This is a genomic window from Bradyrhizobium yuanmingense, assembly GCF_900094575.1.
GTDB lineage: Bacteria > Pseudomonadota > Alphaproteobacteria > Rhizobiales > Xanthobacteraceae > Bradyrhizobium > Bradyrhizobium yuanmingense.
This window is the reverse complement of sequence record NZ_FMAE01000001.1, coordinates 1,043,554-1,068,422: the sequence shown is the minus strand read 5'-3', so window position 1 is coordinate 1,068,422 and position 24,869 is coordinate 1,043,554. Positions and strand designations below refer to the sequence as shown.

General features: G+C 62.7%; 25 protein-coding genes and 1 pseudogene. 16 read left to right on the top strand and 10 right to left on the bottom strand.

Going from position 1 to position 24,869, the window contains the following annotated elements:
- Window positions 1-247 precede the first annotated feature (247 nt).
- The 3 genes from GA0061099_RS04890 (at window position 248) to GA0061099_RS04880 (ending at window position 999) form a co-directional block, all read left to right on the top strand.
- Window positions 248-409: a DUF2934 domain-containing protein gene (locus GA0061099_RS04890; protein WP_074447557.1), complete on the top strand. Its 162-nt coding sequence runs from the start codon at window positions 248-250 to the stop codon at window positions 407-409.
- A complete protein-coding gene (locus tag GA0061099_RS04885) occupies window positions 406-591 on the top strand; it encodes a hypothetical protein (RefSeq protein WP_074447556.1) in 186 nt (61 codons plus the stop codon). The genes GA0061099_RS04890 and GA0061099_RS04885 overlap by 4 nt, the downstream gene beginning before the upstream one ends.
- A gap of 129 nt (window positions 592-720) precedes the next feature.
- Window positions 721-999: a DUF2934 domain-containing protein gene (locus GA0061099_RS04880; RefSeq protein WP_036006918.1), complete on the top strand. Its 279-nt coding sequence runs from the start codon at window positions 721-723 to the stop codon at window positions 997-999.
- Window positions 1,000-1,285: 286 nt separating this feature from the next.
- Here GA0061099_RS04880 and GA0061099_RS04875 read toward each other — a convergent pair whose 3' ends face one another.
- Window positions 1,286-3,073, bottom strand: a complete 1,788-nt coding sequence (locus GA0061099_RS04875) for a peptide ABC transporter substrate-binding protein (RefSeq protein WP_036027471.1) — start codon at window positions 3,071-3,073, stop codon at window positions 1,286-1,288.
- Window positions 3,074-3,406: 333 nt separating this feature from the next.
- Here GA0061099_RS04875 and GA0061099_RS04870 point away from each other — a divergent pair, with 333 nt between their 5' ends.
- From GA0061099_RS04870 to GA0061099_RS04835, 8 genes are all read left to right on the top strand, one after another.
- The gene (locus GA0061099_RS04870; protein WP_036027487.1) at window positions 3,407-4,189 is read left to right on the top strand and encodes a MetQ/NlpA family ABC transporter substrate-binding protein; all 783 of its coding nucleotides are present in this window, start codon (window positions 3,407-3,409) and stop codon (window positions 4,187-4,189) included.
- Window positions 4,190-4,349: 160 nt separating this feature from the next.
- Window positions 4,350-5,387, top strand: a complete 1,038-nt coding sequence (locus tag GA0061099_RS04865; RefSeq protein ID WP_074447555.1) for a putative FMN-dependent luciferase-like monooxygenase — start codon at window positions 4,350-4,352, stop codon at window positions 5,385-5,387.
- Between the two features lie 38 nt (window positions 5,388-5,425).
- On the top strand, window positions 5,426-6,025 hold the full coding sequence (locus GA0061099_RS04860) for a CMD domain protein (protein ID WP_036027486.1): 600 nt from the start codon (window positions 5,426-5,428) through the stop codon (window positions 6,023-6,025).
- Between the two features lie 11 nt (window positions 6,026-6,036).
- On the top strand, window positions 6,037-6,612 hold the full coding sequence (locus tag GA0061099_RS04855; protein ID WP_036027469.1) for an alkylhydroperoxidase domain protein: 576 nt from the start codon (window positions 6,037-6,039) through the stop codon (window positions 6,610-6,612).
- A gap of 58 nt (window positions 6,613-6,670) precedes the next feature.
- On the top strand, window positions 6,671-7,828 hold the full coding sequence (locus tag GA0061099_RS04850) for an ABC transporter substrate-binding protein (protein WP_036027466.1): 1,158 nt from the start codon (window positions 6,671-6,673) through the stop codon (window positions 7,826-7,828).
- 54 nt (window positions 7,829-7,882) lie between these two features.
- Complete coding sequence (locus GA0061099_RS04845) at window positions 7,883-9,706, top strand: ABC transporter permease (protein WP_036027464.1); 1,824 nt, start codon at window positions 7,883-7,885, stop codon at window positions 9,704-9,706.
- A complete protein-coding gene (locus GA0061099_RS04840) occupies window positions 9,706-10,554 on the top strand; it encodes an ABC transporter ATP-binding protein (protein ID WP_036027462.1) in 849 nt (282 codons plus the stop codon). Before GA0061099_RS04845 ends, GA0061099_RS04840 begins: the two co-directional genes overlap by 1 nt.
- Window positions 10,551-11,288 carry an ABC transporter ATP-binding protein gene (locus GA0061099_RS04835; protein WP_036027461.1) on the top strand — a complete coding sequence of 246 codons (738 nt, stop codon included), beginning with the start codon at window positions 10,551-10,553 and terminating at the stop codon, window positions 11,286-11,288. Before GA0061099_RS04840 ends, GA0061099_RS04835 begins: the two co-directional genes overlap by 4 nt.
- A gap of 3 nt (window positions 11,289-11,291) precedes the next feature.
- Here the strand turns inward: GA0061099_RS04835 and GA0061099_RS04830 are convergent, their stop codons facing one another.
- Window positions 11,292-12,806 carry a helicase HerA domain-containing protein gene (locus GA0061099_RS04830; RefSeq protein ID WP_036027460.1) on the bottom strand — a complete coding sequence of 505 codons (1,515 nt, stop codon included), beginning with the start codon at window positions 12,804-12,806 and terminating at the stop codon, window positions 11,292-11,294.
- 240 nt (window positions 12,807-13,046) lie between these two features.
- Here GA0061099_RS04830 and GA0061099_RS04825 point away from each other — a divergent pair, with 240 nt between their 5' ends.
- Window positions 13,047-13,631: a LysE family translocator gene (locus GA0061099_RS04825; RefSeq protein WP_036027459.1), complete on the top strand. Its 585-nt coding sequence runs from the start codon at window positions 13,047-13,049 to the stop codon at window positions 13,629-13,631.
- Between the two features lie 27 nt (window positions 13,632-13,658).
- On the opposite strand, the gene GA0061099_RS04820 is transcribed toward GA0061099_RS04825, so the two are convergent.
- Window positions 13,659-14,723: a ketopantoate reductase family protein gene (locus GA0061099_RS04820; RefSeq protein ID WP_036027457.1), complete on the bottom strand. Its 1,065-nt coding sequence runs from the start codon at window positions 14,721-14,723 to the stop codon at window positions 13,659-13,661.
- A gap of 706 nt (window positions 14,724-15,429) precedes the next feature.
- Between GA0061099_RS04820 and GA0061099_RS04815 the strand changes: the two genes are divergently transcribed.
- Window positions 15,430-16,497, top strand: coding sequence for a PDDEXK family nuclease (locus GA0061099_RS04815; protein WP_036027456.1), 1,068 nt, complete (start codon window positions 15,430-15,432; stop codon window positions 16,495-16,497).
- Between the two features lie 11 nt (window positions 16,498-16,508).
- Here the strand turns inward: GA0061099_RS04815 and GA0061099_RS04810 are convergent, their stop codons facing one another.
- The 7 genes and pseudogenes from GA0061099_RS04810 to GA0061099_RS04785 all read right to left on the bottom strand — a co-directional run bounded on the left by GA0061099_RS04810 (window position 16,509) and on the right by GA0061099_RS04785 (window position 21,403).
- Window positions 16,509-16,718: a helix-turn-helix transcriptional regulator gene (locus GA0061099_RS04810; RefSeq protein WP_036027454.1), complete on the bottom strand. Its 210-nt coding sequence runs from the start codon at window positions 16,716-16,718 to the stop codon at window positions 16,509-16,511.
- 166 nt (window positions 16,719-16,884) lie between these two features.
- Entirely contained in the window at window positions 16,885-18,111 is a 1,227-nt protein-coding gene (locus GA0061099_RS04805; protein ID WP_050996018.1) for a hypothetical protein, read from the bottom strand.
- A complete protein-coding gene (locus GA0061099_RS04800) occupies window positions 18,108-18,893 on the bottom strand; it encodes a toprim domain-containing protein (RefSeq protein WP_225149388.1) in 786 nt (261 codons plus the stop codon). The genes GA0061099_RS04805 and GA0061099_RS04800 overlap by 4 nt, the downstream gene beginning before the upstream one ends.
- 30 nt (window positions 18,894-18,923) lie before the next feature.
- Window positions 18,924-19,106 (bottom strand): annotated as a pseudogene (locus tag GA0061099_RS42020) (primase-helicase zinc-binding domain-containing protein); the annotation flags it as partial.
- Between the two features lie 347 nt (window positions 19,107-19,453).
- Window positions 19,454-20,053, bottom strand: coding sequence for a hypothetical protein (locus GA0061099_RS04795; protein ID WP_050996017.1), 600 nt, complete (start codon window positions 20,051-20,053; stop codon window positions 19,454-19,456).
- 71 nt (window positions 20,054-20,124) lie between these two features.
- Window positions 20,125-20,340, bottom strand: a complete 216-nt coding sequence (locus GA0061099_RS39795; protein ID WP_141697559.1) for a hypothetical protein — start codon at window positions 20,338-20,340, stop codon at window positions 20,125-20,127.
- 436 nt (window positions 20,341-20,776) lie between these two features.
- A complete protein-coding gene (locus GA0061099_RS04785; RefSeq protein ID WP_036027451.1) occupies window positions 20,777-21,403 on the bottom strand; it encodes a hypothetical protein in 627 nt (208 codons plus the stop codon).
- Between the two features lie 272 nt (window positions 21,404-21,675).
- Here GA0061099_RS04785 and GA0061099_RS39790 point away from each other — a divergent pair, with 272 nt between their 5' ends.
- The 3 genes from GA0061099_RS39790 (at window position 21,676) to GA0061099_RS04770 (ending at window position 24,575) form a co-directional block, all read left to right on the top strand.
- The gene (locus tag GA0061099_RS39790; protein ID WP_141697558.1) at window positions 21,676-22,116 is read left to right on the top strand and encodes a hypothetical protein; all 441 of its coding nucleotides are present in this window, start codon (window positions 21,676-21,678) and stop codon (window positions 22,114-22,116) included.
- A gap of 334 nt (window positions 22,117-22,450) precedes the next feature.
- Window positions 22,451-23,041 (top strand): recombinase family protein, encoded by a 591-nt coding sequence (locus GA0061099_RS04775; protein ID WP_225149179.1) that lies wholly within the window; start codon window positions 22,451-22,453, stop codon window positions 23,039-23,041.
- A 361-nt stretch (window positions 23,042-23,402) separates the two neighbouring features.
- Window positions 23,403-24,575: a T6SS phospholipase effector Tle1-like catalytic domain-containing protein gene (locus tag GA0061099_RS04770; protein WP_036027446.1), complete on the top strand. Its 1,173-nt coding sequence runs from the start codon at window positions 23,403-23,405 to the stop codon at window positions 24,573-24,575.
- Window positions 24,576-24,869: the final 294 nt, after the last annotated feature.

Sequence of the window (24,869 nt, the reverse complement as noted above, 5' to 3'; positions counted from 1 at the left end):
CCCGAGTGCCGACTGCCTTGAGGCAATTGCTGCGGCCGCTCGCCTTGGGAACATGGTGGATTGTTTGCCGCGTCCTGGATTTTCCTTCGCGGCGTCGTGCCGCACAGGCGCAGCTTGGAACTCTCGCGCCCGATCGAAACTTGACTCCGCGGGTCAGCATCGCCGCCGATCGCTGGCCTGCACGGCCCCGCCTCCAAGCCCCCCATACCCCCCTGGGTGGGGCCGTGCTTCCAAGCAGGAGGTGCAATTGTCCGAGCCGACCGAGCAAGAGATCAGAGAACGCGCGCACCAATTGTGGGAGCAGGCGGGCAAGCCCGAAGGGCGCGAGGAGGAATTTTGGCACGCGGCGGAGCAGGAGCTGCGCAACGAGGACAGGTCGAGCACGCTGCGGACGCCGGATACGCTGTGACCGACAAGACCTGCCCATTCTGCCAGGGTCTTGGATGGGTCTGCGAAAACCATCCGCTCCGGGTCTGGAGCGAGAAGCTCGGCGGCTGCCGCTGTGGCGAGGGCATGCCCTGCTCCTGCAACACGACTGAGGACCCTGAAATCAGGGTGGTGATCGTCGAAGCCGACACGACGTGGCACTAGCGGCGCCCAACCGATGCCTGCTCGGCTGGTCACTTCCGAAACGCTGCACCTCAGGGAACGGACCATCCCGGAAAGGAATTTAGTGTCCGCACGGCTCCGACAACAATTCTTTCCGCGGCAGTTTCGGTGGTGGACGAGCAGAAGAAGCTAGAGCACCAGATCGAACTCGCAACGCGAGCGGCCTCGCTCGTCAGGGATGAAACCACCGGACAACGCTTCAGGAGCTTCGCGGAGGAACTGAAACGAAAGCTGCTTCGCATAATGCGCCGTGGCAAGGTGCGCACACGCGCCTATGAGCTCTGGGAGCAGGCGGGACGGCCGAGCAATCGCGAGTTGGAGTTCTGGCTGGAAGCCGAACGTCAGATCGAAGATGAACGCGAGGAGCGAAAGAGCTCGGGCGCTTCATAGCGCCGGGCGGTATCTCCGTCCTCTGCGCGCGGACCGCAGGTTCCGGTCGCGCGAGCAAGGAAAAAGCCGCCGGGTTGTTCACCCTGGCGGCGTCACAAAGTCCGTAGCTGTTGATGGTCTTCCCAGCCTCGTGCGTACCGCCGTTACCTTGTTTGCGGCCATGCCTGATCCTTGTAGGCGAGGTTGCGCGATTCCGCTGTGATCTGGAGCACACAGTGGACGGGATTCGGCATCGCGATCTGAATCCCGCGCTGCGCTGCAACCATCAGCGCGCTCACGAGCCCCCTCAGGTCCGGTACCACGCCGCCAGGTTCCACGTGATGGTGTCCCAGCCGGAGATGTCGATCATCAAATTGTTGGCGCCGGCGTTGACGACGTGGCGCGACAGCAGCGGCAGGAACACGTTTGCCTCGCAGAAGATCTCGTCGACCTTCATCAGCAGCGCGGCGCGCTTGACCGGATCGAGCTCGTTCTGCGCGGCCTTGTAGGCTTTGTCGGCTTCGGGGTCGGAATAGCGCGAATTGTTGCGGCCGAGCCATTTGTTGTCTTTGGTGGCGATCTCCCAGGACACGCACTGGTTCAAGAGGCGCTCCGGATCGGGCTGCGGCTGCGTGGTGTTGTACATCTCCATGTCGGCATAGAATTTCGAGTAGGTGTCGGGATTGCCGACGTCGGATGAGAAGAACACGGAGGCGGTGACCGCCTTGATCTCGATGTCGATGCCGGCCTTCTGGCACGCCTGCTTGATGATGGCCTGCGTCTTCTGCCGCGGCGCGTTGGTCGAGGTCTGGAATACGTATTTGAGCTTCTTGCCGTCCTTCTCCCGGATGCCGTCCGCGCCCTTGGTCCAGCCGGCCTCGTCGAGGATCTTGTTGGCCTTGTCGATGTCGAACTCGTATTTCAGCTTGGGCGACTTGAACTGCTTGGGCGCGTTGACGAAGCTCGCGGTGGCGATGGCGCCGCGGCCGTAGATGAACTTCTGGATCGAATCGCGGTCGATCAGGAAGTTGATCGCGCGGCGAACGGCGGGATCGAACAGCGTCGGATGCTTGGTCTTGACGCTCGAGCGCTCGCCGTCGACCTCGGTCCAGGGGTCTGTCGTGTTGAGGATGATGAACTCGACATTGCCTGAAGGCGTGATCTCGAGCTTGCCCTTGCCGCCGGCCTCCATGCGCTTGAGGACCTCCTCCTCCACCTGCATGTTCCAGGCGAAGTCGTACTCGCCGGTCTGCAGCACGGCGCGCGCCGCGGACACCGCGTCGCCGCCACCCTTGATCTCGACCATGTCGAAATGCGGCTGGTTCTTGATGTGATAGTCGGGATTGCGCTCGGCGCGGATCATATCGCCGGGCTTGAACTCGACGAATTTGTACGGGCCGGTGCCGACCGGCCTCAGATTGCCCGGCGCTTCGCGCGACTTGGCCCCGACATACTCGCCGAAATGATGCTTCGGCAGGATCATCCCGACCGAGCCGACGAACGGATCGGCCCAGAACGGCGTCGGCGCCCGGAAGATCACCTTGACGGTGTGGTCGTCGATCTTCTCGACCTTGATGTCCTTGTAGGAGCCCGTGGTGTAGGCCGCGGTGGCGAGATCTGCGGCGTATTGCCAGGTGAAGACGACATCGTCGGCGGTGAAGGGCTTGCCGTCATGCCACGTCACGCTCCGCTTCAGCTTCCAGATCACGCTCATGCCGTCGGCCGCAAGGCCGCCGTTCGCCTTGGTCGGCGCCTCGGCGGCGAGGCAGGGGATGAGGTTGCCCTCCTTGTCCCAGCCGGCGAGCGGCTCGAAGAAGATGCGCGAGGCGATCTGGTCCTTGGTGCCGAGCGCGAAATGCGGATTGAGCAGGGTGGGCGCCTGCCAGAGCAGCATCTTGAGCGTGCCGCCGCCGCCGGCCTTGGCCGGCTTGTACGGCAACGTGGCGTCAGCCATCGCCACATCGTGCCAGACCAGGATTTGGCTGGCGATCGGCGCCGCGATTCCGACCGCGGCCATTGTCCTGATGAATGAGCGCCGCGACAGCGTGCCTTGCTTCACTTCTGCGACCAGATTGCGGATTTCGTTCTCGTTCATTGGATGATCCCCACTTCGTCGCCACCGGCTCAGTGCGCGCTAACTCAGCACGTCGGGCGTGGTGGAGTCAAAGAGAAGGACGCTGGCCCGGCTGCGGATGGAACGAAAGTGCAATCCGGGATTCTTGCCACGAGCGGCAGCAGCCCTGCTTGCGCGGCGCTTCATCCGGGTTACGCGCGCGCACTTTGTCGCACTCTGCATTCGTTTTCCGTTTGCGGCCGAATGGAGAAAGGCTGGCCCCGAGCCGCGGACAATATGGATTTCCATTTCATTGATTTCGCACCGCAGAAAAGGGAATACGGGTCCGTTGCCGCAAGACCCAAGGAGACCAAGATGCCGTTTCGCCTTCCCCTGATTCTCTCTGCCGTGCTGGCCGCATGGTCCGCCGCAGCCGCGGCCGAGACCATCAAGATCGGCGTGACGCCGGGGCCGCATGCGCAGATCCTCGAAGCGGTGAAGCCGATCGCCGCCAAGCAGGGCCTCGACATCCAGCTCCTGGAGTTCTCCGATTACGTGGTGCCGAACGCCGCGCTCGATGCCGGCGAGATCCAGGCCAATTCGTTTCAGAACCAGCCTTACCTGGACAACCAGAAGGCCGACCGCGGCTACAAGATCGAATCCGTCGGCCTGACCGTGAACTTCCCGATCGGCGTCTATTCGAAGAAGCACAAGGCCTTCGGCGATATCCCCGCGGGCGGCAAGGTCTCGATCCCGAACGATCCGACCAATGGCGGCCGCGTGCTGCTGCTGCTGCGCGACAAGGGCGTGATCAAGCTGAAGGACGGCACCGGCTTCAAGCCGACCGTGCTCGACATCACCGACAATCCCAAGAAGCTGAAGTTCATCGAGGTCGACGCGGCGCAGGCCCCGCGCGCGCTCGACGACGTCGATGCCGCCGCGATCAACACCAACTATGCAACCCAGGCGGGCCTCGATCCGGTCAAGGATCCGATCCTGCGCGAGGACCCGAAGGGGCCCTATGTCAACCTGATCGCGGTGCGCAGCGCCGACAAGGACAAGCCTTGGGTCAAGATCCTCGTGGACAGTTACCACACGCCTGAGGTCAAGGAGTTCGTCCTGACCAAGTTCAAGGGCGCGGTGCTGCCGAGCTGGTAGGCAATCTGCCCGCCCAGAGTCCACATCAAGGCGATCCGGCGGGCAGCCTTGCGATCAGCCTTGCGCAGGAATCTTGCGTATGTGCCCTGCGTAATGCCCGGTTGTCGGGAACTGCGGCAACCGACATCATCGGGGCCCATCCTCGCCCGACAGGGATCGTATGAAACGCTTTGCCAACCTGAAACGCCTGGGCTTCTTCACGCGGCTGCTCGACGAGGCGCCGGCGGCGGACCGCTATCGCTTCGCCGCCGAGCAGATCGTGCGCGCCGAGAAGGCCGGGCTCGATTCCGCGTGGATCGCGCAGCATCATTTCCATGAGCGCGAGGGCGGCCTGCCGTCGCCCTTCACGTTCCTGGGTTATGTCGCCGCGCAGACCTCGCGCATCCGCCTCGGCACCGGCATCGTCACGCTGCCGCTGGAGAACGCGGTGCGGGTGGCGGAGGATGCCGCGGTGCTCGATCTCCTCTGCAACGGCCGCTTCGAGCTCGGCGTCGGCACCGGCGGCAACCCGTCCGCCTTCGCCGCTTTCGGCCTCGACAGCGCCCAGCGCAACGAGATCTTTGCCCGCAATTTGGACATCGTCCGCAAGGCCTTGACCGGCAAGCCGCTCGAGGGCGGCGATACGCTTTATCCGCAGCGGCCGCAACTGGATAAGCGCATCTGGCAGGCGACGTTCTCCGTTGCCGGCGGCGCCCGCGCCGGCAAGGCCGGCGACGGCCTCCTGCTCTCGCGCACGCAGCCGCGGGCCAAGGACGCGCCGAACGCGACGCTCGCCGAGATCCAGAACCCGATCATCGACGCCTATCTCGCCGCGCTGCCGCCGGGCCGCGAGCCGCGCATCATGGCCTCGCGCAGCATCTTCGTTGCCGACGACCATCGCGAGGCGCTGCGCCTCGCCGATATCGGACTGCGCCGCGCGCTGCCGCAATTCATGAAGGGCGGACATCCCCCTCCAGGCGAGACGCTGGAGGAGATGATTACCGCGTTCGACACCCATGTCGGCGATGCCGACCACGTCATTGCCTCGCTCCGCACCGACGCCACGCTGGAACGGGTGACCGATCTCGTCTTCCAGGTGCATTCGGTCGATGCGCCGCATGCTGACGTCCTGCGCTCCATCGAGCTCGTCGCCGACAAGGTCGCCCCAGTGCTGGGCTGGACCCGGACGGCCGCCAAAGACATTGCCCTCGCAGGTTAGCCGGAATGAACGAAAAACGCGTTGCACGAGGCTGAATGATGGGAACGCAAGACATCATCGACACGCTCGCCGGGATCGAGCCCGGCTCCACACTCGACGCCATCCGCGCGCGCCGCCTGCAGGCGCGCGAGAATGCGCAGAAGAGCTATCTCGCTTTGTTCGAGCCGGTGGACGCCGGCGATTTTTCGCTTGCCGAGCGCGCGGTGGTCGCGGCCTTCGCGACCGGGCTCCATGGCGAGTCCCCCGTCGCCGCCTTCTATCGCGACAAGCTTGCCGCGACTGCGGATGGCGCGCCTCTGCTCGATGCGATCAACGCCGAGATCGAGCGCGGCAAGACCTCCGGCCCATACGGCGCCTATCCGGCCGGTCCGTTGTCGATCGAGAACAAGGCCGGCTTGATCTATCGCGTCAGCGCGGAGCGCAAGCCTGTCCTCGGCGCCAGGCTGGTCGCAGCATTGGAGCACGCGCATCTGCTTCTCTTCCAACCGCGCGATGCCGCGTCCGCCGACATGAAGGCGCTACTGGCTGCCGGCTGGTCATCCACCGGCATCGTCACGTTGTCCCAGCTCGTTGCGTTCCTGTCGTTCCAGGTGCGCGTCGTCAGCGGCCTGCGCACGCTCGCCGCAGCGAACGCGTAGGAGGTCCAATCATGAGCACCGTCAATCCGCCCGTCGCCTTCACCCAGGACGAGCTCGGCTGGGTCTCGTGGATCGACCCGCTGCCCGAGGCCGAGCTGACCGAGCGGCACTACGCCGGCCTCGTCGACCGCGCCCGCGCCAAGTCGGAATATTTTCGTCTCTTGGTGCGCGATCCCGAAGTGCTGGAAGCCCGCACCAAGACCGACAAGGACATCTTCTACAACGTCGCCGACGGCCTGCCGCGCGCCGAGCGCGAGCTCGCCGCTGCGGCGACCTCGCGCTACAACGGCTGCATCTATTGCGCCTCCGTGCATGCGCGCTTCGCCAGCACCTATTCCAAGCGCCGCGACGACGTGCAGCGTCTGCTTGACGAGGGCGTTGGGGCCGATCTCGGTGAGCGCTGGAATGCGGTGGTCAAGGCCTCGGTGGCGTTGGCCGCAACGCCGATCGCATTCGGGCCTGACAATATCGCCGAGCTGCGCCGCGCCGGTCTCGACGACGCCGAGATCGTCGACGTCATCAACGGCGCCGCGTTCTTCAACTGGGCGAACCGGCTGATGCTGTCGCTCGGCGAGCCCTCGAAATAGGCAATCTCACCGGCACGAGAATTGCTGCTGTATCAACATTGAATGGATGGAGCCGTGAATGAGCAACATCGATCGCCGTACCCTGGTCAAAGGTTCGCTCGCCGCCATGATGGCGGGCACAGCCTTCTCGCGCGCCGCACTGGCGCAATCCGCCGAGCCGATCCTGCTCGGGGTCAGCGGCCCCCTCACGGGACCGAACGCGCAATATGGCGCGCAGTGGAAGCAGGGCTTTGATCTCGCGCTCGACGAGATTCACGCCGCCGGCGGCATCAACGGCCGCAAGCTCGCCTACCAGTTCGAGGACAGCCAGAGCGATCCGCGCCAGTCGGTCGCGATCGCCCAGAAATTCGTCTCCGATCCCCGCATCGTCATGGAGCTCGGCGATTTCTCCAGTCCCGCCTCGATGGCGGCCTCCCCGATCTATCAGCGCGGCGGCCTGGTGCAGTTCGGCTTCACCAATTCGCACCCCGACTTCACCAAGGGCGGTGACTTCATGTGGAGCACGTCCGTGAGCCAGGCCGACGAGCAGCCGCTGCTGGCGTCCTACGCCGTCAGGCGGCTCGGCCTGAAGAAGCTTGCGGTGCTGCACCTCAACACCGATTGGGGCCGCACCAGCCGCGACCATTTCGTCAAGGCGGCCAAGGAATACGGCGCCGAGGTCGCGATCACCGAGGGCTACATCGCCGAGGAACGCGACTTCCGCTCCACTCTGGTGCGCGTGCGCGACGCCAGCCCGGACGGCCTGATCCTGATCTCCTATTATTCCGACGGCGCGCTGATCGCGCGCCAGGCCCGCCAGGTCGGCCTGAAGCAGACGATCTGCGCGGCCAGCTCGGTGTATTCGCCGAAATTCATCGAGCTCGGGGGCGAGGCGGTCGAGGACGTCCATCTCGGCACGCGCTATTTCCCGCAAGATCCGCGGCCCGAGGTGAGGAAGTTCATCGACGGCTTCAAGGCCAAGTACAACGGGCAGGAGCCCGACGCCTTCAATGCCTATTCCTATGACGCGATGAACATGGCCGCTGCCGTGGTGAAGATCGGCGGCACCGACCGCCGCGCCATCCGCGATGCCTTCGCCAAGGTGAAGGACGTCTCCAGCGTCATCTTCGGTCAGGCGACGTTCGACGTCGAGAGCCGCCGCGTCAAGGGCGCCATGAACGCCGAGCTCGTCGTGCGCAAGGGTCAGTTCGCGCTGTGGGACGGCAAGCCGACCTGATGCGATGGCCGAAGCGATCGCTCCGGCCGCTTTCTCCCTGATTAGGAATACTGCGTGTCCTCCTGGCTCGACCACACCATCAACGGGCTGATCGTCGGCAATGTCTACGCGCTCGTTGCAGTCGGGCTCGCGCTGATCTTCGGCGTCAGCCGGCTGATCAACTTCGCGCAAGGGTCGATCTATCTGGTCGGCGCCTATATCGGCTGGATCGCGGTGGTGCAGCTGCACACGCCGCTGCCTCTCACCATCATCGTGGTCGCCGTGGCGGCGGCGATCGTCGGTCTGATCATCGAGCGGTTCGGTCTGCGGCCGCTGCAAAACTCGGTGCGCATCGCGCCGCTGCTCGCGACCATCGGCATCAGCTTCGTGCTCGACCAACTGGTGATGCTGATCTTCTCGCCCAATCCGCGCGCGTTGCCGAGCCAGTTGCCCGATGTCCGCTTCCAGGTCGGTGGCGGGACGATCGGGCCGCTTGATCTGCTCATTGCCGGCGTCGGCCTCACCAGTGCGCTGCTGCTGTTCGTGTTCCTGCGTTACACCAAGCTCGGCTGGGCCGTGCGTGCCACGGCGCAGGACCGCGACGCCGCCATGCAGATGGGCGTCGACGTCAACCGGGTCAATCAGGCCGTGTTCGGTATCGCGGCGGCGCTCGGCGGCGTCTCCGGCATGCTGGTCGGCATGTACTACAACCAGATCGACACGGCGATGAGCCTTCAGGCGACGCTCAAGGGCGTCGTCGCGGAAGTCGTCGGCGGCGCCGGCAACGTGCCGGGCGCGGTGATCGGCAGCCTGCTGCTGGGCCTCGTCGAGAGCTACGGCGTCGCCGTGCTCGGCACCAGCTACCGCAATTTGTTCGCGTTCCTGCTGCTCGTCGTCGTGCTCGTGGTGCGGCCGAACGGCCTGTTCGTCAGCGCACGGCAGGCGCCGCCCGAGCCGCTCACCGGCACGTTCATCGCGCCGAGCCGCCCGGTGAATATTCCGCGCTGGGCGCTGTTGGTCGCTGTTGCCGGCTTTGCGATCCTGCCGCTGTTCCCGGTGTCCTTCTACGTGCTCCAGACCCTGATCAATGCCTGGTTGCTCGGCATGCTCGGGCTCAGCCTGACGCTGGTTGCGGGCACGATGGGGCAGGTCTCTCTCGGTCATGCCGCGCTGCTTGCGATCGGCGCCTACACCTCCGCATTGCTGTCGCTGGTGCTGGCCGTTCCGGCCGGACTTGCCGTCATCGGCGGTGGCCTGATGAGCGCCGCGCTCGGCACGCTCCTGATCTCGCCTTCCTTCCGCCTGCGCGGGCATTATGTGTCGATCGCGACGCTTGCGATCGGCGAGATCGTGGCGCTGGTGATCCTGAATTGGGAAAGCGTGACACGCGGTCCGATCGGCATCTCCGGCATCCCGCCGCTGGCTCTATTCGGCTATGACCTGATCAGCCCGACCTCGGTCTATTGGTTCAGCCTTGCGGTGATGGTCGTGCTGGCGCTGCTGCAGGGACGGCTGCTTACCTCGCATCTTGGCCGCAGCTTTCGCGCCATCCGCGACGACGACATCGCCGCGCGCGCCTATGGCCTCAGCCTGAACCGCTACAAGTCGATCGCCTTCATCTTCGGCGGCTTCGCCGCCGGCGTCAGCGGCGGCATCGCCGCGCATCTTTATTCCTACATCAACCACGAGACCTTCAACACGCAGCAATCCATCCTGGCGCTGACCGTCGTCATCCTCGGCGGCCTCGGCAACGTCGTCGGCGCGATCGTCGGGTCGGTGGCGCTGGTCGGCCTGCCCGAGGTGTTCCGGATCGCGGCCGAGTACCGCATCCTGATCTACGGCATCGTTCTCTTGCTGCTGGTGCGGTTCAGGCCGCAGGGCCTGTTGGGAACGGTCTGATGGAGAAGCAGCTTCACGCCATGCTGTCCCTGCGCGGCCTGACGCGCCGTTTCGGCGGCCTCACCGCGGTCGACGCCATCGACCTCGACCTTGCCAGGGGCGAGCTGATCAGCATCATCGGCCCGAATGGTGCCGGCAAGACGACGCTGTTCAATCTCGTCACCGGGCTTGACCGGCCCGATGCCGGCACCGTCAGCTTCGAAGGGCAGGACATCACCGGCCTGCCGCCGGAGCGGCTCGCGGCCGAAGGCATCGCGCGCACCTTCCAGCTCGGCCGCGTGTTCGGCAATCTCAGCGTCATGGACAATGTCCTGATCGGCGCGCACACGCGGCTGCGCGCCGTGAAGCCGGCCGTGCCGGTGATCGGTCCGCTGCTGGAATTGGGTCTGGCCTTGCTGCGTCCCTCGCGCGTCAGGGCCGAGGAGGAGCGGCTGCGTGAGGAGGTCAAGGCCATCCTCGCGCGTTTCGGCGAACGGCTGCTGCCGCGCATCGACCAGCCCGCCTATAGCCTCTCCTACGCCAACCGCCGCCGCGTCGAGATCGCGCGTGCGCTCGCGCTGAAGCCGCGGCTGCTGCTGCTCGACGAGCCCACCGCCGGCATGAATCCGACCGAGACCGCGGAGATGCAGGGACTCGTCGCCGAATTGAAAGCCGAAGGGCTGACGATCCTGCTGATCGAGCACAAGCTGGAGATGGTGATGCGCCTGTCCGACCGCGTCATCGTCATGGACGAGGGCAAGAAGATCGCGGAAGGGCCGGGCGAGCAGGTGCGAACCGATCCCAAGGTGATCGAGGCCTATCTCGGCCACGGACTGTCAGGGACGACGGAGCAGGAGAGCGCGGCATGACGAGCGCACCCGAAGCACTGCTGGCTTTGTCTGATGTCAACACCTTCTACGGCCAGGCCCAGGTGCATTTCGACCTGTCGATCACGGTTGCGCGCGGCCACATCGTCTGCCTGCTCGGCGGCAACGCGAGCGGCAAGTCGACCACGATGAAGATCATCTTAGGGTTGGTGAAGCCGCGCTCGGGCGAGGTGACGTTCGACGGCGCTTCGCTGATCGGGCTCTCCACGCCGCAGATCGTCCGCCGCGGCATCGGCTCCGTGCCGGAGGCGCGGCGGCTGTTCGCCGACATGAGCGTGCGCGAGAACATCCTGATGGGCGCCTTCGTGCGCAATGACCGCGACGCCATCGCGCAGGATCTCGACAGGATGCTGACGCTGTTCCCGAAGCTCGGCCAACGGCTGTCGCAGCGCGCCGGCTCGCTGTCCGGCGGCGAGCAGCAGATGGTGGCGATGGCGCGCGCGCTGATGAGCCGCCCGCGCATGATCGTGATGGACGAGCCGACCATGGGCCTGTCGCCGCTTTATGTCGATCGCGTGCTGGAACTGATCCGCAGCATCAACCAGGCGGGCGTCTCGGTTTTCATGGTCGAGCAGAACGCCAGCCTCGCGCTCGAGATCGCGCACGAGGCCTATGTGCTGCAGACAGGCAAGATCGTGCTGTCTGGCCCCGCGCGCGCACTGAAGGACGACCCCCGCATCCGCGACGCCTATCTCGGCGGCTCCGAGGCGGCCTGACGCTCAAGCCGACGCCGCGCTTGCGACCTGCTCCGCCGGCTGATCATCGCCGTTGGGATCGCCCGGCGCGGTCGCCCAGGCGAGCTCCACCAGCGTCACGATCCGGCGGCCGCCGCCGTCGAGCTGGACGACGATCAGGCCCTGCTCCTCCATGTAGCCGAGCAGGCGCTGCGCGCGGCGCAGCGAGTGCGAGCCGTAGGCGCGGGCGATTGCGGCATCGCCGGGGCAGGGCCAGCCTTCCTTCGCCGCGCGCGCGATCATCATGAACACGCCCTGCATGTCGTCGGGCAGGATCGAGGCGCGCAGCGCCACGTCCTGCCAGGCGTCGTCTTCGGTGAGATCCGTCCCGAGCCCGGCGCGCGCATGCGTCAGCATGCGACGGAATTCGCTGAGATCGGGCACCGCCGCCCCTAACCCCTCGATGCGGCAGCGAACCACGAACTCCTGATAGAGCACGCCGATGGCGCGGAAGCCGGCGTCGGGCTCGGCCATCACGGCACGCAGCGTGCGATCCACGCGATCGCGCCGCTCGGCGAGCTCTTCGGCACTGACGGGAGCCTCGACCACTTCGACCCGAATCTCCGGCACCGCGGCGGCCTTCGCCGCGCGAAGCTGCTCGAGCAGATCCGGAGCCGGCCGTCGCTGCGGCCGGCTGGCATCGGGCGGCGGTGCGGCGAGGATGACCGCGCGGGCATCTTCAAGCGTGGCTTCCGGCAGCGGCATCAGCCGCGGTGTCGAATTGCGCGGGCTGGTCTCGGTCGGGCCGATGTTGAGGCGCAGCGGCCGGCGCGACAACGCAGGTCCCAGCGCCATGAACTGACCGCGCTCGAGATCGCGGAAGGCTTCCGCCTGCCGCCGCTCCATGCCGAGCAGGTCGGCGGCGCGGGCCATGTCGATGTCGAGGAAGGTCCGCCCCATCAGGAAGTTCGAGGCTTCGGCCGCGACGTTCTTGGCGAGCTTGGCCAGGCGCTGGGTTGCGATGATGCCGGCAAGCCCGCGCTTGCGGCCGCGGCACATCAGATTGGTCATGGCGGCGAGCGAGAGCTTGCGTGCTTCGTCCGAGACTTCGCCCGCCACCGCCGGCGCAAACAACTGCGCTTCGTCGACGACGACGAGCATCGGGTACCAATGATCGCGGTCGACGTCGAACATCCCGCCAAGGAACGCAGCCGCGCGCCGCATCTGGTTCTCGGCGTCGAGACCTTCGAGATTGAGCACGGTGGAGACGCGATGCAGCCGTGCGCGCTCGCCCGCGACCTGGAGGCCGCGCTCGGTGTGATCCTCGGCCTCGATCACCAGATGGCCGAAGCGCTCGGCCAGCGTGACGAAGTCGCCCTCGGGGTCGATGATGGCCTGCTGCACCCAGGGTGCGCTCTGTTCCAGCAGCCGCCGCAGCAGATGCGACTTGCCGGAGCCCGAATTGCCCTGCACCAGGAGACGGGTCGCCAGCAGTTCCTCGAGGTCCATGGCGGCCGCGGCGCCTGCCGTGGTCTGCCCCATCTCGATCGCAACCGTCATGTCCCCGACTCAAAGTCCCGTCATTCGCGGACAGCGGCTTATCAATCCAGCCGCGGCGCGTCGAGCGCTCCAGCGCGAATCAGGTGGTGTTGCCCACGCCAAAACCGGAAAGCATGCGCCGTGAGCGGCAGGAACCCGGTGCCGAAAGGCCTCGGCTCGGGGAAGATGGTGCAGACCGCCATCGCTCGGCCAAATGACGCAGATCAAGATCGACGGGTTCGAGAGCTGCTATCCGGCCGTATGACCTTTCTGACCTTCTTCACGGCGACCTATTTCCTGCTGGCAGTGCCTGGGCCGACCAACACCCTGCTGGCGACATCGGGGGCCGGAGCGGGCATCTCGCGCTCCCTTCATCTGCTTGCGGCGGAGCTGTGCGGCTATCTGCTGGCGATCGCGGTGCTGCGGCTGGCGCTCGGTCCGGTCATCAGCGACATCCCGATTGCGGCGCTGCTGCTCCGCGTCGCCGTGACCATCTACATCCTGTGCCTCGCGGTCATGCTCTGGCGCGTCAATACGCGCGAGCTGCGCGACGGCGCTGCGGTGACGTTCGGCCAGGTGCTGCTGACGACGCTGCTCAACCCGAAAGCACTGGTCTTCGCGTTCCTGCTGCTGCCGCTTGGGGCCGGGCCGCTCGAACTGCTGCCGTGGCTCGGCGTGATCGTGCTGCAGATTCTCACCGCCGGCGCCGCGTGGATCATTCTCGGCGCAACGCTCGGCCGCGGCGCCCGTCGCCTCGGGCGCCCTGACCTCGTCACGCGCACCGGCGCGGTTACGCTGGTCGCGGTGACCGGGCTGATCTGGCTGCAATCCTTCCTGGTTGCCTGAGCGCCGGCGTTGCCAGGGCGCGCCGCGCTACTGCGCGCCGGAGCCGCCCTGCACGATCTTCTCGCTCAGCTTCTGGTCCACGGTGTCGACGGTGCGGTCGATCTCGGCGTTGGGCACGCCGAGCTGATGCGAGATCAGCTTCACCAGCAGGTCGACGCGTTCGATGAAGGGCGCACCGCTCGCGACCGCGCGCGCCGCCGATGACGGCTTGAGCAGGCTCTCCGCGGCCTTGGCGTACTTCGCGAACGGCACCTGGTCCTGCGGATCGGCGCCGAGGCGGCGGGCGATCGCATCGACATGGTCGTAGATCGTCTGCGAACGATTGAGATCGCCGTGCACGGCGTCGCGGATCGACTGCGGCTCGTTCGGCGTGATGCAGCGGTAATTGCCGGTCAGCAGCATCGACCATTTCGCCAGCGGCACGAACAGGGAATCGAAAACTTTCAGCTTCACCGGCACGTCGTGGCCGTCGAGCGTCACCGCGTCGATGTCGGCCTCCAGCTCGCGCAGCAGCTTGTTGTGCTTCTCGTCGGCGAAGACCGACGCCTTGAAGTTGGTGGGCAGGCCGACATGCAGCACGTTGGCGGCCTCTTCCGGCGGCCGGAAGGCCTGCGGGTCGGGCGAGCACAGCGTCACCAGCCCGGGCTCAAACCGCTCCCACACCTGCGCATTGGTGTAGGCCTCCTCGAGATCCATGTCGGCGAGTGCCGGAATCCGCTTCAGGTAGGGCAGGGGCGGCATGTTCATGATCGACAGGCACGGCAGCTTCGCCGCGGCAATCTTGACCATGAGGACGCGCACCGTGTGGTTGGTGTATTGCGGCTCCTGCATCGCGAGGCCGACCAGATCGTAGCGGGAGAGGTCGACATTGGCCGGCGTCACCGCGTCGAGCTTGCCAGGGAGGTTGCGGGAGAAGATCGCCCGGTGCACCGCCTCGTCGCGTAGCTTAATGCGCACCTCGGTACCGTCGCGGTTGATCAGCTCCGCAGTCTTTGCGCGGCAGACCAGGGTCACGTTATGCCCGGCCATCAGCAGCTTCGTGCCCAGCAGGGAGCCGTAAGAAGCCCCAAGAATCAATATGTTGTGCGCCATGCTCCGTCCCCTGGAAATCTGTGTGATTTTTCCGGCCCCGGCCGTTCCGCGGGGCAGTTGAGGGCATGTAAAGCGAAGCGCAGGGGAATGGCAACTGGGATAATGCATACAAGGGTGCGTCTGGTCCCCGCGGGTTCGAGGGCCAGCCTGGCGGCCTGTTTCGGTCTCGTGTCAACCCAGTGAAGCAAAGATATTCTTCCTTACCGAAATTCGGATTTGTCGTATGTGTCGGTCATCCCGGCTCAATTCGAGGGGCGATCATGAGGTCGTCATTGTCGCGAGCCGGGCTTGCGGTGGACGCGGCAGCGTCGGGCGCGAAAGGTGCGGGCAGGAAGGGTAGTCCCCGGTGAGCTCGCGGCCGCGCGCGGACGAACGGCGCTGCTAGGTTTCGTCTCGTCTGTAAGTTTCCGGCTCTGTCGACGGTGTCAGGGAATACTGCGGGCGAAATGGCGGGCCGTGCGTACGGCAAAACCGTGTGGTCCTGGCTGCAAGTGTTTTTCTGAAGTTGTTTCAATCGGCTCAAACAATTGAAAACAATAGTATTTTAGCTGCTCGCATTAACAAGCGACAAGCCGCCCCAGACTCGCTGGGCCCCAATAGGCCCTAGTTTCAAGCGAGTTCTTCTGCCAAATATGGGTCTTGCAAGGGAGCCCATCATCAAGATCGAGCACCGTATTTTTTTGGGGCAATGCGATAAGACACAAAAATGGCGATCTATGAATTTGCGCAAACCGGCATTCGCCGTCTTGATGAAATAACGTTCAATGTGGCGGGTCTGCACGAACGGCGCGATCTTCAACGACTGTTGCGTGACCACATCGAGGTGATTTCACCGGAGACGCTCGTCATTTCCGAAGAGTTTCAGGATTGGGAGGAATCCCAGCGTCGTATCGATCTACTTGCAATCGACAAAGATGCCAACCTGGTCGTCATCGAGCTAAAGCGGACGGAGGATGGCGGGCACATGGACCTTCAGGCGATCCGATACGCAGCCATGGTGTCCACTATGACTTTTGAGAAAGCGGCAGACGTCCTGAGTGAGTATCATAGGCAGCAAGGCAAAGAACTAGACGCTAAAAAAGCGATTCTGGATTTCTTGGGTTGGGACGAACGAAACGACAATGAGTTCGCGCAAGATGTTCGTATCGTTCTTGCCGCCGGTGACTTCAACAGAGAACTGACATCATCTGTCTTATGGCTCATCGACCACGGGATCGATATTCGCTGCGTTCGACTGAAGCCCTATGACATGAATGGGCGTATTCTTGTCGATGTGCAGCAAATTATTCCGCCGCCGGAGGCGACGGAGTATCAAATACAAATTCGTGAAAAGAGGGAGCAAGAACGCCAAGCGCGGACCAGCAACATTGACTTTACGCGATATGATGTCCGCATTGAAGCTGAGAAGTATGTCTCACAGTGGAAGAGAAATGCGATCTTCTTAGTCTGCAAGCATCTGTGCGACCGGGGGATCAATCCAGAAGAAATAAAATCACTATTGGATTGGCGCTCCAATCGCGTTTGGTTTGCAATTGAGGGCGACGTTGTCGACGCCTCAGAGTTTGAAAAAGGAGCGGTCGAGCGTGCGGCAAAAGACGGTCAGACTTTCAACAGCCGCCGGTGGTTTTGTGACGACGGCGAGTTAGTGCGGGCTAATGGGAGAACCTATGCATTCTCGAATCAGTGGGGGGGAGCCAGCTGGCACCGAGCAATGAATGTATTGAAGGAAAAATACTCTCAATTCCACATCGAGTTTTCCGCTACGACGGACTGAATTTCCACTGGCTATACACCAGTGCGCCGCCCCTTGCCTCTGCCACGGTTCGGATTGAACTCGTTGACCGCGTTCTGCCACGCCACGATTTCGTCCTCGAACCAAACGCGCCGGTTGGGCGAGATGTAAGTCGATTTGGGAAACCGGCCCGCCCTCTCCATGCGGTAGAGCGTGGTGCGGCTGACGGGGATGATCGCAAGAACCTGCGGCTCGTTGAGCATTCGCCGGGGCTCGGAGCCACGCGCGTGAGCGGGTCTATCGGCTTGCACTCGCTTTGCTGTTGCCATCTGGAGCACCACGCATCGGCTCGGTGTTTCGTCGTGTATTGTGTCGGAGCATCACGGGCGAGTACAGGAAAGCGCCGACTCCGCGTAGGGGTGTCACTGATCACGAAAGGGGCTGGAGGCAAACGCTGCGGTCGAGTTCGTATCTACGCGTCCAGACGGTCTGATTGCCTCGCACAATTTCCTTTTCCTCGCAGACCAGCAGGCCGAGGATATGCAGGGCTTGCAGTGTGCGGTCGATGGTGGTCCTTGGCTTCTGAAGCCGCCGGCGGATCTCCATAACTGGACTGTGAGGGTGCGTGGCCACGTCTTTCAGCACCAGCAGCCGCAGTTGCGGCATACTATCTCTGGCACAACGCTTCACCAGTCGCATCGCATCATCATGTGCCATGCCAATAGCCATCGCACCGCGCAGGATTTGCGTCAGTTGCTTGGCCAATCGGGTGGGCGCTTCGGCGTCGTGAGCATCGATGACGTCGCCGCGGTAATCGACTTCCACGCCGGTGCGCGCCAGTGTCACCAGCTCAGCTGCTTCCACGATTGTCGTCTCGTCGTCATTCGTCAGCTCATAGGGCTGACTGGTGTCAATTCCGCTCATAAGCCCAGCCACGGCTTCCGCGAGTTCATCCCGCATGGCGACCTCGCTTCCGGTGTTGCGCATAGCCTTCAGGCCGCCATTGATGCGGCCGATCCGCGAGTTTGGCCGGATGACAACGAATCTGTCGCCCATGCTGGCGACGACAGTGTGTGCTTGGTCCCAGGCGGTCGTGCAGGCGCCGATCACCACGATCCGGCCGTGCCAATCCAGCGTCTGGCCACCATCGGTGCCTACATTTCGCACCCAATGGCCGTCGTGGATCTCGCGCAGGGCTGCCAGTATTGCGCCACGGATCTCACGGCTGGTCGAGAGGATCGAGGTAAAGTCCTTGATCACGAGAATTCCGCGCTGCCCGATCTTGCGCAGCAGCCCACCGGTAGCAGTCTTGGCTTTCTGTTTCTGCGGTGATGCCGATAGCAACGCACCATCGCTTGAGATGGTCGAGACAATATGCGCATCCAAACCGCTGAGGGACTGCACTGTCTCGGTCTTGGCATTTCCACTGCCGGCAATCACCAGCAGCCATGGCGGATCACCGGCAAGTTGTTCGCAAGCGCTTGTTGCCAGCACCGCGTCCAACGTCTCTATGTCATAGTCGTCGCCCAACCAGCGGCGAAAAGTATCGTGGACCTCGTCGAGCGCGCAGGCCCGGAACGTGCTTGCACCACTGTTTCCACCGACCGACCCGCGGGATTTGTATTTTTCGCTGTGAAAATGTTGTTGCGGGCTCATGATGCGACTCGCGCCAAGTCATTGAAATCGGCCCCGATCCTGTTGGGCACTAGCACTTCGGCGTCACGACCTGCTGCGGCCCAGCGGTTAGCGCATGCACGCGCAGCGCTCTGGCCGACGCCGTTCGCGTCGGCATCAGCAAGGAGTGTCAGATATTCGACGCCGGAAAGGACTGGAAAGTCACGCATGGCGCCAGCGCAGCCAGTTGCCCATGCTGGCGCTATGCCGCGAAGTGCCTTGTTGGTGGAGGCAGAAATTGTCGTTTCAACTCCTTCGCCGATTGCCAGTCTTCCGGTCAAGTATTCATTCGGCCATAGGCGGATGATATGATTTTTGATAGGCCCGACAGACTTTGGCTTCTGGCCATTGATCGGACGACGCCATATGCCGCCCGGCGCATTCGTCACCACACCACTGTAGCGAGCGACGATGCATGGCATGACTGCGCCATCAAATGGGCATTGTGGGTGAAATCGGAGGCCGCCCTGATTCGGCACGTCGTCGAGATTGATAGAGCGTGTTTTGAAGTAGCTGATGGCTGCTTGCGGCAGCCGTTCGGTTTCTGCCCAGAGCCGATCGCAATACTGCAGGGTTGCTCGCAGCTCCGCCGCCTCGCACTGCTGGCGGGCGAGCTTTTCCTGGTCCAGTCGCTCGCGCTGCTCTTGAATACGTCGCTCACGGAGGCCACGCTCGTCATCGGTTTCCTCGCGCCGCCGTTTGGGTGGCGGCTCGCCGGTGAGTGTTTCGACAGCGGCGAGGAAGTCACAGCCATCGATGAACATCACAAGGTCGATTGGCCCGTGGCCGCCCTGAGCGCAGTGCCGGCAGAAGAAAAGTTGTCTAGCCGCGTTGATGCTGAATCGGTCTCGGCCCCCGCACACCGGGCATGGTCCCGCCTTGCGCCTGAGCCTAACATTGCGCTGTCGTAGTATCTCCTCGATCCTGGCGGCGCGGGCGCAACTAACCCAATCGTCGAATGCGCGTTTGCTGCTCATTCCCGCGTTCCTTCAAGTGAGAGTCGCTGGCGTGGTTGTGCCGCACCACTTCTACGGCCATGTTTCGTCCCTTTCGGCACGTGCCAGCAAGGCCCGGATTGTAGGCTCTGACGCAGCCGCACGATCAAAGATCGCGGCGGCCGCTGCTTCGTTCAGCTTCCAAAATTTCCTAGGACTGCGCTCGACTGCAAAGGCCGTTATAAGCCGGCAGGAACGAAGGCGCCGGATAACGGCGACCCGAGTGCAGCCGGGTGGAGCATTCGGAGGGACGCCATCTTCCGCGCACACCGGCCTAACGCGGTGATAGCGCCATGGATGGTCGTTGAACCAAATTTCGTCCTGCTCTGTCATGACGCGGTCTCCAACCTTGAGCGACGCGTCGCCGCCCAGATGACCGCGACCGGCTCGCCGCGGTCGTTATGAAACGCGATCTCTCCGCGAAAGCTGGCGTCGAAGCGGTACCAGCACGAGTTATCTTTACCGTCGTTGTCGGTGCCCTCGATCCACCGCACGCGGCCGACTACAACGATGTCGCTGCAATACTGCATCAGGGGCGCGGCATTCTGGTTGGTTGAGAAGTCGTGTGGGAGCAGAAGCCAGAACGGTTTGCCGAGTGTAAGGAAGTGGGCAATCAACTCGCGTAACAGGCGGGTGCTGCGCCTCGGATCCTCGGGATGGCGGAACGGAGGATTCGTGATGCCGACGTCGGGATTGCCTTTGTACCGCTTGACGTCAAGCGCATTATTACCAGTGGTAATATCGCTCTGATGGACGCAGCGCAGGCCGTGCGCCTCCAGGTGCCGGATCAGATCGCCGTTGCCGGCGCAAAGCTCGGCGAACGTCCTGATGCCGTCGCGACGCAGATACTTTGGCAGTGGCAGAACGGCCTTTGCTGGCGTCGCGTAGAGGTCGCGCGGAATTCGTTCGAAGTCGGAGCGCTTGCCCATCGTCTCTGCCCAATCGATTTTGTTTGGAGGAAGAGATGCCGGCCCGGAGGCCGGCACCGGCGGTTCTTTGGCTATTTGCTGCGGGAGACTTGCTCGAACGGCTCATCGTCGTCGGAGTAGAGGGCTGCAAGAATGATTCTGGCGGCGCGAACGTCCCGGTCTGCGCGGTAACGCGTGGGCTTGGCGAGTTCTGTGGCGATGAAGCGACGCAGTGCTGTGGCGAGCAGGTAGGCATCGCGTCCTTCGACTGGGTTGACGCCTGCGTCCCGAAACTCATATAGAGTCATCAAGGGTCTCCTTCTTCCTTGGCCGGGAGAGCGAGCTTCAACGGAACAGACGGTCGCGGCTCGCTCGGGACGCGGCCGTTTTTGTTGATTAGAGGGCTGCGTTTGAGCCGTGATGCCTGGCCGGCGTTCCCTTGGCGGCTTCGACAGTGCGGGCGCGATCGGCGGCGTCAAGCGTGTCGATCCACCAGTAATTTCTTCGGTTTATGATCTGATCAGGCCGTGGGATGACACCCATCGCGACCCAACGCACGATTGACCTTAGGTGGACGCCGTACCTCGTGGCGACGTCCCGAGCCGGGATCAGGCGCCGTGTCTGCGAAACTTCGCTTTTGGGGACGGGCATCTTGCTCTCCGTGTCGCTGTTTAAGCGGTGCGGAAGAGCAAACCTCAAACTGCGAGGGAAAACTGTCCGGGTATTGTCCGGGTATCGTCCGATTTACTCGGACCACCAACCTGTGCAGTGTCGCTTGAGTCCCTCGTAGATCGTGCTCTTGGACATTGGCTGTCCTAAGGTCGTCATAAGACGATCGACCACGTTAAACGCAGTGCTTTTGTTGGGAAGTTTGTCGACCTCCCGCAGCGTGTTCAGGATGGGCACGAGAAACTCCCGCCACTCCGCGCGTTCCCGCTCTGAGGTTCTTGGCAGTTCCAAAACGCTCTCGCTCGTTGACGCCTCTTTCGCCACGGCTGGTGCGGCAGGCCAAGTCGCCTCGAAGTCGGGTCCCCAGACGTAGATGGTCCCCTTTGTCAGTGAGGGCGCTTCACCCGCGCCGTGTCGTCGACGCTCTTCGAGAGTTACGCGAGGCTCTTCCGGGTTGTTGTGGAGTCCCCGCCACGTCAGCTTGAACTCGTCCAAGGTTGCCGTGGGCAACAGCGAACGTTCGCCGGTCCAGGATCGAAGCATGCAGCGGATTTTTCCCTGAGCCCATGCCTGTTCAAGGTCGCGAACGACGTCAGGGCCGGATCGAAGCCGCTCGAACAACCGCTCCGCCGCCACGCTGATCGACCGCCAGCGGACATCGTCTAGCGGAAGATCCCCGCCGTTATAAAATGGGCCGGGCATTTGTCGACGCTCCGCGCGCGTTGACGATGTTCGGGCCCCGTTTCGGTCACCACAACCGAGCGGGGCCGCCTCGATCAGGCTATCATGGCACGGTCGCCTGTGCGTACCAGATTTGGCAGTAAGTATGGTTGAGGGGTTTTAGAAAGAGGCTCCAATCCCCCTCTGACAATTCTGGACAGGGTTCCGTTTCTAAGGGGCGCTGGACCTGGGCTGCGAGGAGCGTAGGGTGAGCCAAGACCTCGCCCAACTTAGAAAAACGGACGTGGCACGCCATGACGTTTGGTCCCGACCGCCCGCTGCCCGCTGATTTCTCAGTCACGCCGATTGCAGAACCGCGCCGGCACGGGCGTGGTAACCCGCCGACGAAAACAAAAGGCGCCGTCGCAAAGATCACACGCGACCTCAAGAACGGCATCTTGGATGGAGCAATTAGCTGCGGATCCGATGGAAAGGGGGCCGGAGGACTGAAGGGCTATCTCGCGATGTGCGCCCGGAAGCATCCGAAGAGCTATTTGAACCTGCTCGGCAAGCTTGTTCCTCATGTAATTGAAGGCAGCATCGGTCCGGCCCTCGTCGCGCAAATCAACATCCAAGCCATTCCATCCGGCCAGTACGTCACCGACAAGACACTCCAGCTCGATGCCGAGCCCGTGGAGGCGTCAGTCAGGGAAGCCGCGCATGAAGCCGTCAAGAGTCCGGCAAGCGATCAGTGAGCCGTCTGAACGCGATGCTGATGCGATCTTGGAAGTCCTGGTCGAGGAGCTGATCACGCGCGACCATGACGAGGCCGTTGCCACGCTGTGCCGCATCGAGCGCGAGATCGAGCGGCCGAAGCCGAACTAGCCTGAGGCGGTTTCACGTGAAGCGCCTAGCGCTCGCGTCAAAGGCCGTCGGCACCGCGGATGTACCGGCCCGACGGCCCTATACTAAATCTCCTTTCCTTCGACGCTGCGAAAGCCTTGCAAAAACAAAGGGCCATCTTCTCGTCTTTCGCTTGTACTAAATCAAATGTTTTAGTATAGCCGGGGCAGGATGGAGTTCAAACTCGTGAAGCGTGTCGCTTTATATCTGCGTGTCAGCACCAACAATGGCCAACAGACCACCGATAACCAGCGCCGCGAGCTGGAAGCCATCGCCACCCGCGCGGGCTGGCAGATCGTCGCCACCTTCGAGGACAAGATCTCCGGCGCCAAGGGCCGCGACAAGCGACCGGGCTTGGACGCCATGATGAAGGCCGCGACAAAGCGCGAGTTCGATATGGTTGCCGCATGGTCGGTCGACCGTCTCGGCCGAAGCCTGTCGCACCTTGTGCAACTGTTTGCGGAACTCTCTGCGCTTGGCGTAGACATCTACCTGCATCAGCAGGCCGTCGACTCCTCGACGCCAGCCGGCCGTGCGCTGCTACAGATGAGCAGCGTGTTCGCGGAGTTCGAGCGGGCGATGTTGCGCGAGCGCGTCGCTACCGGCCTCGCGCGCGCCAAGGCCGAAGGCAAGAGACTCGGCCGCCCGCGCGCCAAAGGCGCAACGGATGCTGCGATCCTCCGACTGCGCGAGAAGGGCATGGGAGTGATCGCAATTGGCAGGAAGCTCGGTTGCGGCACAGGTCGCGTTCAGTCGGTGCTCAAGGGCGCCGCCTAACTGCGATCAGGGGGGAGGATGTTTACCTCCGGCCTGCCCGGCGAACGGAGCGGCTCCTTCCCTTTGACCGCGTCCAATTTCCGGTTGGTACGCGGTACGTATAACGTCACGCTTTGGGCGGATCGGCAGGAGCGGAATCCGTGCCAGGTCCGCTGTGCGACACCGAGTATCGTGCCGCGGCCAAGGTAGCGCGAGTTGCGGACGGTCGAGAGGGTCAGAGCCCTTGTCGCTCTCGATGTATATAGTCCTCCGTCTATTCGCGCCCGAGCGAGGGAACAACAAAAAAGGCTGCCGTCGCTAGCTTACTTAGCTTGCGGTCGCGCAACTTTTACGAGAGGATCGGCTGCCGGAGGGAGAAAGCATGTCGAAGACAATGATTTTCTTGATGGACGGTACCGCAAATGACGCCACTGAAATTATTTCTGAGACCGAGACGTGTTCTAACGTCTACGCTATCAATCAACTGATTGCCGATCACAAGCAAGAAGGAAATGAGATATCGACGCAGGTCACATTTTATCTTCCGGGAGTTGGAACAAAGTTCACTGTGAGCGCGGCCTCGATTTTTAGCGAAATCTTGCTTCGGAAAACGCAGTATATCTTCGGCGACAATCTCGATCAGTTGGTTTTGCGTGCGTATGTAAATCTCGTTGCGAACTACCGTGTAGGTGATGAAATCATTCTGATTGGTTTCTCGCGCGGCGCTGCGGCAGCGCGTATTTTTTCAAGACTCATTTCGGACTTTGGGATACTGAAATCGGGATTTTTGACGCACCTGGACCGAATGTGGAGAGACTTCATTGCAGTCTCAGAGAAAGAAGATGACACACAATACTACCGAGCGATTGAAGACCTTAAGAAGAACTTGGCCGAACAATGTGAGAGCGACCAGGTTTTCCACGAAGCGCCCAAGATCAAGTTCATGGGACTATTCGACACCGTAACTGGCCCCTTTGATCGTGACATAGGGGAACATCTCATCGCGCGAGATCAGAAGCCCGCTTCGAATGTTTCGTCGATTGTTCACTTGTTGAGTATGCACGAGAACCGTGCGGAATTTCCGCCGCGTCGGTTCGCTTTCAACGGCACATGTGAGCTGCGCGAGATATGGTTGCCAGGGGTCCACGCAGACGTCGGCGGGGGCTACAAAAAGGATTTCTTGTCCCGAGTTGCTTTGCTCACCATGGCGAAGTTTCTTGAGAGGATTGGCGAAGTTGCGCTTATTCCAGAGTCTGTTGATCGGCTGACGCAAACCGTGCGTAACGACATCCAAAATAAAAACTTTGTAGTTAATCGCAACGCCAAGATAAGCGGCACAAAGAAAATACGTTCAGTCGCGCGAGAGGATCATGTGCACCCCATTCATTTCGAACTTCTCAAATATCACGTCGAGTGGAAGGGCAAATCAATACTTTACGAGCCTCGAATTCCGGATGGCTGTCCTAAGGACAGCGATGTTCAACAATGGTTTGATCCTTTGTTCTCGGACGTATTTAAGAGCTTGAAAGAGATACCCATTCATAGAAACGGGTAAGGCGCATTAGCCGACCTCGGCGGACTGAGCGCCCTCCAGTTTTGCACCGAACTGCACCGAGCGTCCTCTGTTTTCCGTGGTTTCCGACGATATTGTGCGCCCGTCTGACGTAGGCTCCACCCCGCTGCCCGTTTGCGGGAAACGCATCTGCGGCCATAAGACCGCGGTTTGCAGCGGCTCCGTGAGCTTCCAGGAGGCCCTCTGTTGATCCCAACGGCCCTGCCGAGATGCAGCTCGGGCAACCGCCTTGACATCCCGCCTGATCCGGCAGGATCCTGACGCGACCGGAGTCGC